The 14,902-nt window shown below is 44.9% G+C and carries 20 protein-coding genes; 4 read left to right on the plus strand and 16 right to left on the minus strand.

The features are described 5' to 3' along the window. Positions 1-97 (plus strand): IS3 family transposase (locus ICN37_RS07205; protein WP_216155889.1); only part of this gene is annotated, 97 nt, incomplete at its 5' end. Between the two features lie 135 nt (positions 98-232). Here the strand turns inward: ICN37_RS07205 and infA are convergent. The 9 genes from infA to ICN37_RS07250 all read right to left on the minus strand — a co-directional run bounded on the left by infA (position 233) and on the right by ICN37_RS07250 (position 6,747). Further along, positions 233-493, minus strand: a complete 261-nt coding sequence (infA, locus tag ICN37_RS07210; RefSeq protein WP_215320475.1) for a translation initiation factor IF-1 — start codon at positions 491-493, stop codon at positions 233-235. Positions 494-578: 85 nt separating this feature from the next. Continuing rightward, on the minus strand, positions 579-782 hold the full coding sequence (locus tag ICN37_RS07215; RefSeq protein WP_215320477.1) for a cold-shock protein: 204 nt from the start codon (positions 780-782) through the stop codon (positions 579-581). A gap of 654 nt (positions 783-1,436) precedes the next feature. Continuing rightward, positions 1,437-2,372, minus strand: coding sequence for a hydroxymethylglutaryl-CoA lyase (locus tag ICN37_RS07220; RefSeq protein ID WP_216156142.1), 936 nt, complete (start codon positions 2,370-2,372; stop codon positions 1,437-1,439). Positions 2,373-2,382: 10 nt separating this feature from the next. Then, a complete protein-coding gene (locus tag ICN37_RS07225; protein ID WP_216156145.1) occupies positions 2,383-3,576 on the minus strand; it encodes a CaiB/BaiF CoA-transferase family protein in 1,194 nt (397 codons plus the stop codon). A 119-nt stretch (positions 3,577-3,695) separates the two neighbouring features. After that, entirely contained in the window at positions 3,696-4,304 is a 609-nt protein-coding gene (locus ICN37_RS07230; RefSeq protein WP_216156148.1) for a glutathione S-transferase, read from the minus strand. A gap of 22 nt (positions 4,305-4,326) precedes the next feature. Then, positions 4,327-4,638, minus strand: a complete 312-nt coding sequence (locus ICN37_RS07235) for a hypothetical protein (RefSeq protein WP_216156151.1) — start codon at positions 4,636-4,638, stop codon at positions 4,327-4,329. Positions 4,639-4,748: 110 nt separating this feature from the next. Continuing rightward, the gene (locus ICN37_RS07240) at positions 4,749-4,901 is read right to left on the minus strand and encodes a DUF2256 domain-containing protein (protein WP_216156154.1); all 153 of its coding nucleotides are present in this window, start codon (positions 4,899-4,901) and stop codon (positions 4,749-4,751) included. A gap of 8 nt (positions 4,902-4,909) precedes the next feature. Then, positions 4,910-6,481, minus strand: coding sequence for a cryptochrome/photolyase family protein (locus tag ICN37_RS07245; protein ID WP_216156157.1), 1,572 nt, complete (start codon positions 6,479-6,481; stop codon positions 4,910-4,912). Beyond that, positions 6,478-6,747 carry a TIGR03643 family protein gene (locus tag ICN37_RS07250; protein WP_215320506.1) on the minus strand — a complete coding sequence of 90 codons (270 nt, stop codon included), beginning with the start codon at positions 6,745-6,747 and terminating at the stop codon, positions 6,478-6,480. Before ICN37_RS07250 ends, ICN37_RS07245 begins: the two co-directional genes overlap by 4 nt. Before the next feature lie 41 nt (positions 6,748-6,788). Here ICN37_RS07250 and ICN37_RS07255 point away from each other — a divergent pair, with 41 nt between their 5' ends. Together ICN37_RS07255 and ICN37_RS07260 are read left to right on the plus strand one after the other, a co-directional pair. Next, entirely contained in the window at positions 6,789-7,139 is a 351-nt protein-coding gene (locus ICN37_RS07255) for an HNH endonuclease (protein ID WP_216156160.1), read from the plus strand. 178 nt (positions 7,140-7,317) lie between these two features. Further along, positions 7,318-7,536: a hypothetical protein gene (locus tag ICN37_RS07260; protein WP_072583635.1), complete on the plus strand. Its 219-nt coding sequence runs from the start codon at positions 7,318-7,320 to the stop codon at positions 7,534-7,536. A gap of 9 nt (positions 7,537-7,545) precedes the next feature. Here ICN37_RS07260 and ICN37_RS07265 read toward each other — a convergent pair whose 3' ends face one another. From ICN37_RS07265 to ICN37_RS07275, 3 genes are all read right to left on the minus strand, one after another. Beyond that, on the minus strand, positions 7,546-7,923 hold the full coding sequence (locus ICN37_RS07265) for a hypothetical protein (protein ID WP_215320510.1): 378 nt from the start codon (positions 7,921-7,923) through the stop codon (positions 7,546-7,548). Then, a complete protein-coding gene (locus tag ICN37_RS07270) occupies positions 7,923-8,150 on the minus strand; it encodes a hypothetical protein (protein WP_215320511.1) in 228 nt (75 codons plus the stop codon). The genes ICN37_RS07265 and ICN37_RS07270 overlap by 1 nt, the downstream gene beginning before the upstream one ends. Positions 8,151-8,231: 81 nt before the next feature. Next, complete coding sequence (locus tag ICN37_RS07275) at positions 8,232-9,461, minus strand: dicarboxylate/amino acid:cation symporter (protein ID WP_216156162.1); 1,230 nt, start codon at positions 9,459-9,461, stop codon at positions 8,232-8,234. Positions 9,462-9,590: 129 nt separating this feature from the next. On the opposite strand from ICN37_RS07275, the gene ICN37_RS07280 reads away from it, so the two are divergent. Then, positions 9,591-10,256, plus strand: coding sequence for an alpha/beta hydrolase (locus ICN37_RS07280; RefSeq protein ID WP_216156164.1), 666 nt, complete (start codon positions 9,591-9,593; stop codon positions 10,254-10,256). Here the strand turns inward: ICN37_RS07280 and ICN37_RS07285 are convergent. The 4 genes from ICN37_RS07285 to pmbA all read right to left on the minus strand — a co-directional run bounded on the left by ICN37_RS07285 (position 10,249) and on the right by pmbA (position 14,883). Continuing rightward, positions 10,249-11,034: a sulfite exporter TauE/SafE family protein gene (locus tag ICN37_RS07285; protein ID WP_216156168.1), complete on the minus strand. Its 786-nt coding sequence runs from the start codon at positions 11,032-11,034 to the stop codon at positions 10,249-10,251. The genes ICN37_RS07280 and ICN37_RS07285 overlap by 8 nt on opposite strands. A 9-nt stretch (positions 11,035-11,043) precedes the next feature. Further along, positions 11,044-12,321 carry an NRAMP family divalent metal transporter gene (locus ICN37_RS07290; RefSeq protein WP_215320519.1) on the minus strand — a complete coding sequence of 426 codons (1,278 nt, stop codon included), beginning with the start codon at positions 12,319-12,321 and terminating at the stop codon, positions 11,044-11,046. Positions 12,322-12,379: 58 nt separating this feature from the next. Next, the gene (locus ICN37_RS07295; RefSeq protein WP_216156170.1) at positions 12,380-13,462 is read right to left on the minus strand and encodes a TRAP transporter substrate-binding protein; all 1,083 of its coding nucleotides are present in this window, start codon (positions 13,460-13,462) and stop codon (positions 12,380-12,382) included. Between the two features lie 74 nt (positions 13,463-13,536). Further along, positions 13,537-14,883, minus strand: a complete 1,347-nt coding sequence (pmbA, locus tag ICN37_RS07300) for a metalloprotease PmbA (RefSeq protein WP_216156173.1) — start codon at positions 14,881-14,883, stop codon at positions 13,537-13,539. Between the last annotated feature and the right edge of the window lie 19 nt (positions 14,884-14,902).

Here is a 14,902-nt window from a genome sequence, read left to right on the forward strand (position 1 = left end):
TGAATATATCCACTACTACAACCATGATCGAATCAAACAAAAACTAAAGGGATTAAGTCCGGTGCAATACCGAGCTCAATCCCTTCTGGTAACCTAACTAAACTGTCCAACTTTTGGGGGTCAGTTCACTCGGGTGGTTTTGGTGTTTCTTGGAGGACCGGCACGGAATCAACCAGGGCCTGAGACTCTTTGCAAACATTCATTTAACTTGCAGTTTTAAACTTCAAAGCTATCAATATCGCCTCTTCGGCGCACCAGCGAAAGATTGCTTCTTCTCAAGATGTCTAAATGTAATGCGGCCTTTGCTCAAGTCATAAGTAGAGATTTCTAAAGAAACCTTATCTCCTGCCAATATACGGATGTGATTTTTTTTCATTTTTCCCGCTGTATAGGCAATAAGCTTATGGCCATTATCTAAAGTAATCCGATAACGAGAGTCTGGCAAAATTTCATCAACAAGACCTTCCATTTCAAGCAATTCTTCTTTTGCCATTTAACATCCTTAATAAAAATAAAAAGCCCAGTCATGCTGGGCTTTGGACCAGGCAAATAATTTCCGCCTGGCATTTACTGCTGATTTAAACAGGTTGAATATTGGATGCTAACTTGCCTTTAGGGCCAGTAGTAATATCAAAAGTCACTTTTTGACCTTCAGCTAATGTCTTAAATCCGTTGCTATTAATTGCTGAAAAATGGGCAAATAAATCTTCGCCACCGAGTTCAGGGGTAATAAAGCCGAAGCCTTTAGCGTCGTTAAACCATTTCACAATTCCGTTTGCCATATCTGACTATTCCTTAAAAAATATAAAAGGGGCTAAGCCCCAAATGAGGCGAAAGTCAAGAATGGCGGGGGAGATGCTAAGAAGAACTATCGCAGAACTGCGGTATTAATTACTAGTACAACAACACTATTAGCTTGAAAATCGTTAAATGTATTTTACTCTACTTTAGTAACAAAAGACTATTTACCAACAAATCACCTTTATAACAGCCCTAGATACCGTTAAAAGTGGCTTGGCAATCCGTTGGGCCCGAGCTCGAAAACGTAGTTTCGGCGCAGCCAATCTCCCCAGACCCACTAGTTATACAAGCCCACCTTCGGGTAGCTGCTTCTTTTGAGGTCAAATTCCTAGGAAGTGTATTTCATTTATTTCATTGAACTAGCTATCACAGTAGAATCCCGACCCCCCCCTACATGCGCCCAAGATTTTCAACATCATCGACAGATGGATATCCCCCTGTCATATCGGGATCTATAGCATCCGAAGGGTTTGATCGGTCAGAGTGATACTCCATCATATATGCCCGCCTTCTTGCCATGACAGCTGATAGTGTATTAGCAGCATTAAGATCTTTTTTTAGATCTGGCGCATGCCCTAGCCTTCAAATACAAAATGATCTAAATGGTCAATCCTGCTTGTCTTCTGATCTAGATTTTATTGAGCGCGGCGTAATTCATTAACGTAATCTGGCTCAGGGTGCAATGCATGGGTAGTGCCGGCCTTTGCCACCTGCCCAGGGACCTCGTGCCCCACAATCTTTGGCAATTCTCTTGCCAGCTGTATTAGCTTGGGAATATTCATGCCGGTGTCATAACCCATCGCATCGAGCATATGAATCGCATCTTCACTGGAAATATTGCCACTTGCACCTGGTGCATACGGGCATCCGCCCAGGCCACCCAATGAACCGTCAAAACGAACAATACCGGACTGTACTGCAGCTAAGACATTGGCTAAGCCCATGCCTCTAGTGTTATGGAAGTGCAACGTCAGCTGTAGATTTGGGAATTGCTTCTGCAATGAGTCGCACATTCTCTTTACTTGGTCAGGATTTGCCATGCCTGTGGTGTCGCAGATTGTTACACCTCTTACACCGAGGTCTGCAAAACGTTTAGCGAACCCTTTAACCACCGTTTGAGAAACCTCCCCTTCCATGGGGCAGCCAAAACTGGTGGATAAGGAAACATTAATGGGTGTTCTGCCATTAACGTACTTAATTACTTCAGCCAATCCCGCAAAGCTCTTTTCTCTCCCCATTCTCAGATTGGCTAAGTTATGCGTCTCTGAAGTCGACATTACTAGATTGAACTCATCAGCCTTAGATTCCAAAGCGCGCTCGGCACCTCTTAAATTGGGGACTAAGACGGTGTACTCCACTCCAGGCACACGCTTAATACGCCCCATCACTTCCTCGGCATCTCGTAGCATCGGAATCGCCTTAGGCGAAGTAAATGAGGTCACTTCAATTTTGGCAAAGCCGCACTCACTAAGCTCATCAACCAGCTTTACTTTATCGTCTGTTGGTACAAAATTGGGCTCAATCTGGAAACCGTCCCGCATTACGACGTCATTGAAATAAATTCTGGTCATGGTTTAATCTTTATTTAGAAAATGCAATGCCGCGCTCTTTTAAAGAGGCGACCTGATCATCACTCAAACCAATGCTTTTGAGTATTTCATCGGTGTTCTGCCCAATATCTGGCGCAAGAGTCTTTATGGATCCTGGTGTACGCGATAACTTCGGAATCACGCCCGGCACATCCAACTTTGTGCCATCTTGCATCTGAATCGTTTGAATATTTTCTCGGGCTTTGTAGTGTGGATCGTTTGCAATGTCAGCAACCGTATAAATTTTTCCCGCTGGTACGGATACAGAATCTAACACCTCTAATGCTTTGGTGGTAATGACTGTTTTAGCCCACTCGCCGATAGCTTGATCAAGCTCAGCGACTCGTTTGACGCGACCGTCATTGTTTTCTAGCTGAGGATCATTGCCTAAATCTTCACGCCCAATCACTGTCATTAGGCGCTTGAATATGCTGTTGCCATTGCCAGCAACCAATACATAGCCGCCATCAGCACACTGGTAGGCATTAGTTGGGGCAATGCCAGGTAAGGCGCTACCGGCCGCTTGTCGCACTTCACCAAATGCGCTGTATTCAGGCAACAGACTTTCCATGCAATTAAAGACTGCTTCATACAATGCAATATCAATAATCTGACCTTTACCACTGTTATGACGCTCTTGCAGTGCTAGCAAGATACCAATCACACCATGTAAAGACGCTAAAGTGTCGCCAATGCTGATACCAACCCGCACCGGCACTCTGCCAGGCTCAGCAGTGAGATGTCGCAAACCGCCCATAGCTTCTGCAACCACACCAAATCCTGGTTTATCTCTGTATGGGCCAGTCTGGCCATAACCACTAATGCGAAGAACAATTAACTTAGGATTGAGTTGAAGTAATTTTTCTGGATCAAGGCCCCAATTCTCCAATGTTCCAGGGCGAAAGTTTTCGATTAATACATCAGCCTCTTTGACTAAGGTCCTGACAATATCCTGCGCTTCCGCTTTTCTTAAATCCAGGGAAAGTGATTTCTTATTGCGTGACTGCACTTGCCACCATATTGAAGTGCCATCTTTAAGAAGACGCCACTTGCGCAATGCATCGCCCTCTTTGAGTGTTTCGATCTTGATAACATCAGCACCAAAATCAGCCAAGGTCTTTGCGGCAAAAGGTCCAGCAATGAGTTGCCCCATCTCTACGACTTTTAACTTTGATAATGGCTCCATCAAATCCCCTGAATTATGCTTTTATGCTCCAAGTGGGTACTTTAAATCAATCAGCAATTGATCTAATAAAAGCCTATTTTCTGAGCTTAAAACTTCGCCCTCAGTATTACGGGGAGTGCTCAATCATTCCAGGTGGGATATTTTTGCATGACTGAATCGAATAATTCAGATTCAAGCTGCTGAGTGAGCCATTTTTTGACTGCGGGTATAGAGGTTTGCTCAAACCTTTTGGGATCCACCATTGAAAACTGTCTAATGAATGGGAAGATAGCCACGTCCACCCAAGTTAATCTATCTCCCATTAGGTATTGGAAGTTTTGCAGCGCATGCTCCATAGGGAGCAACATGACTTGCAATGCTTTATCTAGAATTGCCTCTGGATCTAGCTCTGGGAATCGATTGGGATATTTATATTGATCTAATAGAGTCTTAAATGGGCCATCATTTTTTTCAATCCAAGAATTCGCGATAGACTCATCAACCTCCCCCCACCCATGCGGGTCAGACTGTTGCAATGCCCAATGCAAGATATCTAGGCTTTGATCTAATACGAGATCATCAATCCGCAAAACAGGGACCGTTCCTTTGGGAGAGAGCTGTAACATCGATTGCGGTTTATTGCGCAACTCAATTTCTCGGTGCTCAACCTGAATACCCGCATACTTCAATGCCATGCGGGCTCGCATGGCATATGGACATCTTCGATAAGAATACAAAGTGGGTGTCATGCAAGCACTTTACTCCCAGCAACTAATAGCTCACCCGTTGCCAACCGCTTGGGCAGGCCTGTGTCTGTGGATAGTACAGTCCATTTTCAGGGCAATAGGCGGCAGCTTGTGGTTGCGGTGGATAAACATATTGTGGAGTGTAATAAATGCGCGCAGGCCTGTAGTACGCATTGGCAACAGCCGCTCCAGCCACAGCACCAACAGCAAAGGGCGCCCAGCCACCACGCCAACCACCATATCCACCGTACCAACCCCTACCACCATGAGCACTGGCTGAGCTAGCCATCCCTGCAAGCATGACTCCAGTAAGCAGGCATATTAGTATTTTTTTCATATAGAACCCCATTCATAAAGGCATTAAGCCCTTTCTTACATAACGGATCAGCTTTGAGGTGGGTTGACGCTTCTAAATTAAATACTTTCGTAAGTATTTATAACCAAGGCTTATGGAAGTTTTTTCTTTCGACAAGCTTCAGAGCAATATTTGACCAATTTCCAATTTTTAGCCCAGGATTTTCTCCAAGTCATTTCCTTTTTGCAGACAACGCAAATCTTACTTGGAAGAAAACTTTTATTTCCCTTATGTGTTGTCTTCATGAGCACTCTTAAAGGATGTCGAGCTGATTCAGAATCTTTTTGGCATGTAGCACAATTTCTTTTTGATCTTCATCACTAATTCTTTTGAGGTTGGTCGTCATTAACTTGGTGCGCGGACTCGCTTCAAATTGAGCGCGATGCTTGATCAAAAAGTTCCAATACAAAGTTGTGACGGGGCATGCCTCTTCCCCATAACGTATCTCAGGCTTGTATTTACATGAGCCGCAATAATTACTCATACGCTTGATGTACGCCCCGCTAGCTATATAGGGCTTGCTAGTAAACCGCCCGCCATTCGCAAATAAGGCCATTCCAGCCGTATTAGGCAGCTCCACCCACTCAATCGCATCTACGTAAATCGCCAAATACCAATCACACACTTCTTGAGGCAGGATTTCAGCTAGAAGTGCAAAGTTTCCTGTCACCATTAAACGCTGAATATGGTGAGCATAACCATATTGCAATGTTTGACCAATAGCATCTTTCATGCAAGCCATCTGGGTTTGCCCAGTCCAATACCATTTGGGTAATGAGCGCTGATGCTGATAGTAGTTATCTTGCGCCATCTTAGGCATATCAAGGTAATACATACCCCGAACAAATTCACGCCAACCCAATATTTGTCGAATGAATCCTTCGATTGTCGATAGATCTAAAGCATATTTTTTCCAAGCAATGATGACCGCATCAATCACCTCGCGAGGATTCAGTAGCTTTAGGTTTAATGCGCTCGACAAAATTGAATGCCATCCAAATGGGGTATCCGTCCACATAGCATCTTGATAAATGCCAAAGTTTCTGAGGCGGTATTCGACAAAATACTCAAGGGCTTGGAGAGCCTGGTTTCTCGTAACGGGCCAGTTAAATGAACCCAAAGATCCAGGATGATCTGGGTAAGTCTTTGCAACGAATGCCAATACTTCTTTGGTAATCGCATCCACTTCAAACGCCGCAGGAGCATCGATGATGCCAGGCCCCTTTTTCGGATAGGGCTTGCGATTATCTTGATCGAAGTTCCACTGACCACCCTCGGGGTTACCATCAGCATCTATCAACACATGGTGCTTCTTACGCATTAGGCGGTAAAAGTACTCCAGCCTGAGTTCTTTTTTGCCTGCAGTCCACTCCACAAACTCTTGGCGCGAGCAATAGAAATGCTCATCCTCAAGCATCTCTAGCTCAATATTGAGCTCTTTTGCTAATGCCTCAATCGCCTGCTTGAGACGCCATTCACCAGGCTCAATACAAACTAAATGCTTTACCTTCTTTTGCAGAATATGCTCTTTGAGAACCTCGACAATAGGCAGATGCGAACCTTGAACGTAGGTCAGTGGATATTCCAGCTTTTTAAGCTCTACTGCAAAGTGGCGCATTGCCGAAAGAAATAAAGCAATTTTGGCTTTATGCGACCAAACATACTGAGCCTCATTAGTCGATTCAATCATGATGATTTCATCGGCTTGAGGATCAAAGCTTCGTAATGCGGCGCTCTGCAAATCAAGTTGATCCCCTAAAATCAGAACTAAGCGCTCAGACTCCGTGGTTTGCTGCTTGATTTTCTGCTTGATTTGCAGCTTCATTTATTTTTGTATTGAGTGGGGCAATAGGCTCGAGTCACATCTTCACTACGTAAAGCGCTATGTTTTGTTGCTCGTCCAGTTACCCGCTTGCGCCAAAGTTCAAAGGAGCTGCGTTTTAGCTCTTTGCGCATAATGGCAATCACCTGAGGCTCACCTAGACCAAAGGTCTTCTCAATCGCATCAAATGGCGTGCGATCCTCCCAAGCCATTTCAATGAGGCGAGATAAATCGGGTTCTGCGAGAGTCTTGGGGGCTAGTTTTGGCACCCTGCAAGTTTAAGACTTATTCAATAAACTAGCTTGAGACTATGATTGGAAAAATTCGTCAAAAACTGATTTCTCAAGAGGTCCCAGCAATACAAAAGCCGGCGGTAATCATTTGCCCTATCTGTGATCGGCCCATCCCAGATTCACAGAAAGATGCACACCATCTCATCCCCAAATCTAAGGGTGGAAAAACCACTGAATACCTTCACCGTATTTGCCATAAGCAAATACATGCCTTGTTTACCGAATCTGAGTTAGCCCAGCAATATCATCATGCCCAGATCCTAAGAGAACATCCGGAGATGAAGAAATTTATTCAATGGGTAAAAGGCAAGCCCAATTCTTTTTATGATAAAACCCGCAAGAGCACGCGCTTGAAAGGCTCTAGTTAAGTATTTACCTTGCCCTATTTAAGTGCATTAAAGAGTCTAATAGACTTATTAGCGACTCAAGAACCTTTTCTTAAAAGGCTGTCGAAGAGATTTCAATAAAAACCCCTCTTTGGTGCATGAGTTTTTGAACTTGTGCAAACCTAAATATCGTTCTAATTATTAAAACCTAAGATAGGTTATGCGTATAAAAATTACAAAAAGCCTGGTATTACCGGCCCAAATACTCGAGACCGAAAGCATTCCTGAGGCACTGTTTCCTGAGGGAGATTACCTTGCCAACCTCACCCCCGATGGGAAGATTGAGGTGATTAATACGCGGAAAATAAAAGCCCTTTTTTCCTTCTCGCAATTTAGAGAAAGAATCTCGCTAGGTGAATTTATTGTGATGGAGGCTTGAGATCGGATTTCAGCGAGATAAATCCAGGCTTACTACTACCGCCGTCATTGCAGAAACAGATTCAAAAGCTTTTGAATTAACACCGCTGGTATCAATATCCTCCCAGTTGAACTCCAAGGAGAAATGGGCAGACTCGACGATGAGCTCATAACTAGTCGATACCTTATTGCTCTCACCTCCCTTTAGCTCGTCACTTACAGGAACGCGTAAGGACTCGATGGTAGCAATTAATGTGCTCACTTCATTACCGGTCAACTCTCGGGTTCGCAGTACATCATCCGTACGCTTAATAGAAATCTTGGAGACCTCGTCAATCGTTACCTCGTATTGATTAAGCCCCAGATCTTCCCAAATTGTTAATTCCAGAGCAATTGGATATGTTTTCATCAATCTACCTCGTCAACATGGGGTTCGTCAAAATGCGTCTTGTGAGGCCTGAGCTTAACTGCCAGCTGAGTCCATTTACTTTGATGAATTCGGTAGTCGCAATGTTCAGCGTGATTCTCTAGTAAGCCAAAAATGATGGTAGTTGGAATTTTGCAATGAAGGCACCGATAGGCATGCTGATGTTCTTCAATCTTTTCTTGGGGATAGTCGATATAAAACGGTTTCATTACCAACCCCTCTATCTAGATCAGGCCAATAAGACGATATTACACCTGGGTATTAACAAAAGGGGAAACATTTAAGGAATGCTAGCCCTCGAGTTCACCCTCCCACTTGGAGATAACGGCCGTTGCCAGGCCATTCCCCAATACATTGGTTGCTGAACGCGCCATATCCAAGAAGTGATCTACCCCAAGGATCAATAGGACACCTGCTTCAGGCAAATTAAATTGGGACAGGGTTGCGGCAATGACCACCAAGGAGGCTCGCGGCACACCTGCTATCCCCTTTGAAGTAATCATTAACACCAGTAACATCAATAGCTGCTGGCTGAGCTCCATCTCAATGCCGTAGACCTGCGCAATAAAGATCGCAGCAAATGTGCAATACATCATTGAGCCATCTAAGTTAAATGAATACCCCACCGGCAAAACGAAGGAAGCAATTTTGTTTTTACAGCCAAAGCGCTCCACTCTTTCTAAAGTCATTGGATAGGCCGCCTCTGAACTCGCAGTGGTAAATGCAAGTAAGGCGGGTTCTCGCAACATCTTCACTAAAGTCCAAGTACGATTTTTTAATACCAAGGAGCTAATCAGAATGATGACGATCCATAAGGTGAAAATAGCAGCATAAAAACTCAGCATGAATTTTCCATAGGTCATTAATATGCTGACACCATTCTCAGCAATGACAGAGGAAACCGCCGAGAAGACTGCGATAGGGGCCATTTTCATGACTGCGGTCGTAATCTTTAACATGATGTGAGAGAGCATATCCAGATTACGAATGAACTCATCCGCTCGGGAACCCATGCCTGCTGCGCCAACCCCAAAGAAAACAGCAAAAACTACGATCTGTAAGATCTCGTTTTTAGCCATCGCATCAAAGATGCTGACCGGGAAAATATGTCTCACAAAATCTGGGAAATTTAAGCTAGCTTTATTTAGCCCCGTATTCGCTGCGATCTCTGGCAGGGTTAAGTCCACACCAATACCTGGCTTCAGAATATTGACCATGACCAAGCCAAGCAGTAAAGAAACTAGCGACATGGAAATAAACCAAGAGAAGGTTTTCAGACCCACTCTACCGATAGTTGAGGCATCACCCATTTTGGCTATACCAACAACCAAGGTGGCAAATACCAAGGGAGCAATGATCATCTTAATCAAATGCAAAAAGACATCTGTCAAGATTGAGATGTAAAGGACGTACTGATCGGGGAAAGAAGTTCCTGCGCCGTACAAGTTGACAAGATAGCCAACCAAGACACCTAAGACCATCGCCCCTAGAATAAAGTTGGTTAGCTTTTTAGAGTTCATGGATGACCTAATAAATGGGGGAACAGGGAGATTCTACCCATCTTTAGACCCCTCAGGGTATCAACTTAGAATGCAGAAACCTGTATCCGTCGATAATCATCAACTAAACATACTTTAGAGAAAATAAATATGCTCCCTTGTATTGAATTGGAAACCAGCCCGAATCCTACAGCCGCCGTTATCTGGTTACACGGCCTTGGAGCAGACGGCAATGATTTTGTACCCATCATTCCCGAATTAAAGCTAGCTGCATGCCCTGGCATTCGCTTTGTATTTCCTAGCGCCCCAAGCATGCCCGTCACCGTTAATGGTGGCTACGTCATGCCAGCCTGGTATGACATCATTGGCAGGAATCTGACGGATCAGGAAGATGCCGCAGGCATTCAAAAATCGGCAGCGGCGATTGTTCGGCTAATAGAAAAAGAGGTTGAGCGCGGGATTGCCTATGACAAGATTGTTTTGGCTGGTTTTTCGCAAGGGTGTGCAATGGCCCTGCATATTGGCTTACGTTTTCCACACAGACTTGCCGGCATTATTGCCCTATCAGGCTACCTACCCTTAGCGATGACTGCCAATATTGAGAAGCATGCAGCCAATGCTAAGACACTGGTCTTTATGGCACATGGCACTTATGATCCAGTGGTGACTCTTGATCGCGCCCAAGCATCGCATGCCTTACTAGAGAAAATGGGTTATCAAGTAGATTGGAATGAATACCCCATGGAACACTCCGTTAATCATGAAGAGCTCATGGATATCTCGCGCTTCTTACAAGAAGTATTAGCGGCTAAATAAGCCCGTCCGAAATTAACTTGACACTGGCAATCAGCAAAAAGAATCTCACTGATCGGTAATACCATTTCATTGAGATTCTTTTGGCTAGATAAAAGCCGAAGTAGACCCCTACCGGTACGCAAGGCAATAAGATGATTGAGGTTGCCAGCTGCCGGTAATTTAGCAGGTCCAAATAGGCATAAGGGCCTAGCTTCCCAAAGTTAATAATTGTAAAAAAGACCCCCAGTGTCGAGGTGTAAACCATCGGCATGAGTTTCTCTCTGAGCATATACACCGTAATCGGTGGGCCGCCAATATGCGCAACAAAAGAAGTGAAGCCAGACGTTAGACCCATCAGACGCCCAAGCCAAGGGTAAGATTTTGTCTCTTTCAGATCCATTTTCGACATGGCGAGATTCTGAATCAGAAAGAGCAATGTAAAAATACCAATTGATAGAGTTAATATCTTAGGCGTGATAGTGGTGAAGAAAAACATTCCCAATAAAAGGCCCGCTATCGCTGGTGGAATAATGATCTTGAGAATACGCCAATTGGCATTACGAATAAATCGACCTAAGCCAACCAAATCAATCGCAATCAATAGCGGCAACAAGATTGCAAGAGCTTCGTTAATACTGGATTGACTGGCCATTAAGGGCAAAGAGAGAATGCCAAGCCCAGCTCCGAAGCCGCTTTTAGATATACCGACAATGATGACGCTAATTACCGCGCACACAAAAAATATCAAAGAATGTGCGTGAAAAGATTGCGTCAAAGATGTCAAGAGTAAATCAAGCATCCAGCGATCTTACCAAGCTATGAATAAGTAGACGGCAGCTACGGCCATAAAGCCTGTAGCTAGCCATCCGAGAATCCTCATACTCAAAGAGGCGACATGAACCCCCATCACCGACTGTTTTGATGACAAAAACATAATAGCCACCATGAGTGGTACAGCGACAATCCCATTGATTACCGCACTCCAAAACAAGGCTTTCATCGGACTAATGGGTGAGTATTGAATCGCTAGGGCAACCAACAGGCTCAAGGCAATGATGGCGTAAAACTTGCTTGCTTGAGCAGCGCTATCTTCCAGGCTAGAGCGCCAGCCAAACACTTCTGACAAAGCATAGGCAGCCGAGCCAGCAAGAACCGGCACACCCATCAGCCCGACGCCCAAGATCCCCAGCGCAAAAAGCAGAAAGGTAAACTCGCCGGCAAGTGGTCTTAATGCCGATGCAGCCTCGGCCGCGGTATTGATGTCACGTACACCGGCAGCATAGAGGGTCACTGCCGTAGCGAGAATAATGCAGTACGCAGCCACATTGGAGTACAACATGCCGCTCCAAGTATCCCAACGAATTCTTCTGAGCTCCGCTGTCACCACCTCAGGATTTTTCTGTTCAAGCAGACTGGGCTGACCACGCAAGTTCATATCCTCCACTTCCTGAGAGGATTGCCAAAAAAATAAATAAGGACTAATGGTAGTGCCAAAGATCCCGACCACTACTGCAGCCGAATCCGCACTCCAGGTCAACTGAGGAAAGAAGGTACTCCAGATCACATCACCCCAAGAAATATGAACCGTAAAAAGCACGGCACCATACGCTAGCAGGGACAGGGATAACCACTTCAAAAAGAAAACATAGTGGCGATAAGGAATCAGTATTTGCAATGCTAGGGTCAACAATACAAAGATGCCGGTCATGATATGCCAATTAATGCCCGTAACCAATTGTGCAACCTCACCCATTGCAGCAATATCTGCAGCGATATTCAACACATTTGCAATCAACAGCAAAAAAACTAGAGTTACCAATACAGCCGGCGGAAAAGCCAATTTCATATTGGCAGATAAACCACGGCCAGTCACCCTGCCGATACGAGCGCATAAGACTTGAATGGTCGACATCAAAGGATATGCAAAGGGCATTGTCCAAAGCATATTTAGGCCAAATTGCGCACCCGCTTGAGAATAAGTGACGATCCCACTAGGATCATCATCCGCCACACCCGTAACCAATCCCGGACCTACCCGAGATAAAGGATGTTGCTTAATGCGGACCCAGATTTCAGAGAGATTCATATGGGTTGCAGTGAAAGGAGCATCCTTTGAGTGTAGCCTTTACCAGATAGTTTAAGTTTCAGAGTTTCTTGCTAAAACTATATTGAGCAAACGCTTGCTCAGCCACATTAAACCACTGCGCTTCCATGTTTCTAAATGCGCGGTAGTCCTCAAAAATCTTTTTGAATTGCGGATTCTTCGCAGACTCCTCGGCATAGGTTTCTTGGCTTGCTTTAAAACACGCATCCAGGATAGAAGTATTAAACCTGCGGAGTACAGCACCATTTTGCAAAAGACGTTGCAATGCAGGTGGATTCAACGCATCGTACTTTGCGCACATATCAGTATGCGCTTCGAAACAAGCCGCCTCCCATGCTGCCTGATAGGCAGGCGGTAAAGAATCCCACTGCTTTTTATTGACCAAGAAAGAAAGTCCAGCGGCACCCTCCCAGAAGGCGGGGTAGTAGTAATTCTTGGCTACCTTTGCTAGACCTAACTTTTCATCGTCATAGGGTCCAACAAATTCAGCAGCATCAATTGTGCCTTTTTCCAGAGCCGAATAAATCTCACCGGCCGGAAGCTGTTGTGGCACTACACCAAGCTTTGCAAGCACCTGCCCTGCAAATCCGGCGATACGGAATTTCAGGCCCTTGAGGTCTTCTGGTGATTTAATTTCTTTTCGAAACCATCCACCCATTTGCGTGCCAGTTTGGCCGCCCAAGAAATTCACAATGTTGTAACTGGCATAGAGTTCGCGCATTAATTTCATACCATTACCATGCAGCATCCAAGCAGATTGTTGGCGAGCAGTTAAACCAAATGGTGCAGCAGTATCGAAGATAAAAGCACTATTTTTACCAAGGTAGTAATAGCTCGCAGTGTGCCCGCACTCTACAGTGCCATTTTGTACAGCATCCAATACCTGAAGCGCTGGAACTACTTCACCAGCTGCAAATATCTTGACGTTAAATTTTCCGTCAGTAGCCTTACGCAAAGCGTTAGCGAATACCTCAGGAGTACCAAATAAAGTATCTAATGATTTAGGGAAGCTTGAAACCAGACGCCAATTTAGAGTTGGTAAACTTTGTGCAATCGACGGTGCAGCTAAGGCTGCAGCTCCGGCACCAATAGTGGCTTTCTTTAAAAATGAACGTCTTTGCATTTCCGTCACCCCTTTAAAAAATAATAATTTTTTATATCAAGACTATTTTTTGAGTCTGTATTGATTGTCTTGCTTTATTTTCCACCAACGGTCATTGAGCCCAGCAAAATCGATCCCGTTTCTTTAGTGCCACGAATAAGAGTATCACTGCCAATTAGCTGGATATCCATCAGCATATCGCGTAGATTACCAGCGATGGTAACCTCTTCAACAGGGTATTGAATGACTCCATTCTCAACCCAGTAACCAAATGCGCCTCGTGAATAATCACCTGTCACGTAATTGACCCCCTGCCCCATTAATTCTGTCACCAATAAACCGGTGCCCATTTCTTTTAATAGTGCAGGTAAGCCGCCCTTAGGCGTTTTCTTACTTTGTAAAGTCAGGTGATGTGACCCACCAGCATTACCGGTGGTTTTCATGCCTAACTTGCGAGCAGAATAAGTCGATAAAAAATAACCTTCGAGTATTCCTTTGTTCACCACTGTTCTGGCAGAAGTTTTCACACCCTCCTCATCAAATGGTGCACTACCAGTCATTGACTTTAGATGCGGATCTTCAAACAAGCTGATATGTTTGGGCAATACTTGCTTACCCAAGCTATCGAGTAGAAAGCTGGAGCGGCGATAAAGAGCGCCGCCTGAAACAGCTTGCACTAGGCCACCCAATAAACCCGCAGCGAGGGGCGCTTCAAAGATCACCGGGCAACGTCGAGTTGTTAGAGATCTGGCCTTGAGACGTGACAAGGCTCGCTGAGCTGCATACGTTCCGATTGCAGCAGGATCGGCCAATTCCTCGGGAATGCGAGAGCTGGAATACCAATCGTCACGTTGCATATGAGCCTTCTTGCCACCTTCGCTAGCGATTGGCGCACAAGAAATATAGTGACGAGAAAAAGGATAGCCACCCATAAATCCATGCGATGTTCCCATCATGAAATGCGCATGATGCGCGGATACCGATGCGCCATCACTATTCTGAATTTGTTTGCTCACTGAAAATGCAGCGCCCTCAGCACTACGTGCGATTTCTATTGCACCGGCTGCATCAATATTCCATGGATGAAACAAATCTAAATCCAGCGGATTTTTTTCTAAGAGGTCCTTCTCAGCCGGGCCAGCACACAAATCTTCTGCGGTATGTTGTGCAATGTGATAGGCAGCATCTACTGTTGCCTTTAATGATGCTTTAGAGAAATCGCTAGTGCTGGCGTTACCGCGGTGATGACCCAAAAATACGGTGACCCCCACTTGCTTATCCAGACTTTGCTCGATCGTCTCAACCTCACCCTTACGAACGGTAACGGAGAGGCCTTGACCCTCTGAAACCTCCGCTACGGCATCTGAGGCACCCCTTCTTTTGGCCTCTTTAAGCATGAAATCGATGATTTCTTGAAACTGGTTGGATGTGTATGTAAACATACCCTAATAATAGCTAGAA

It is taken from the genome of Polynucleobacter sp. P1-05-14, assembly GCF_018881675.1.
In the GTDB taxonomy this organism is placed as follows: Bacteria; Pseudomonadota; Gammaproteobacteria; order Burkholderiales; family Burkholderiaceae; genus Polynucleobacter.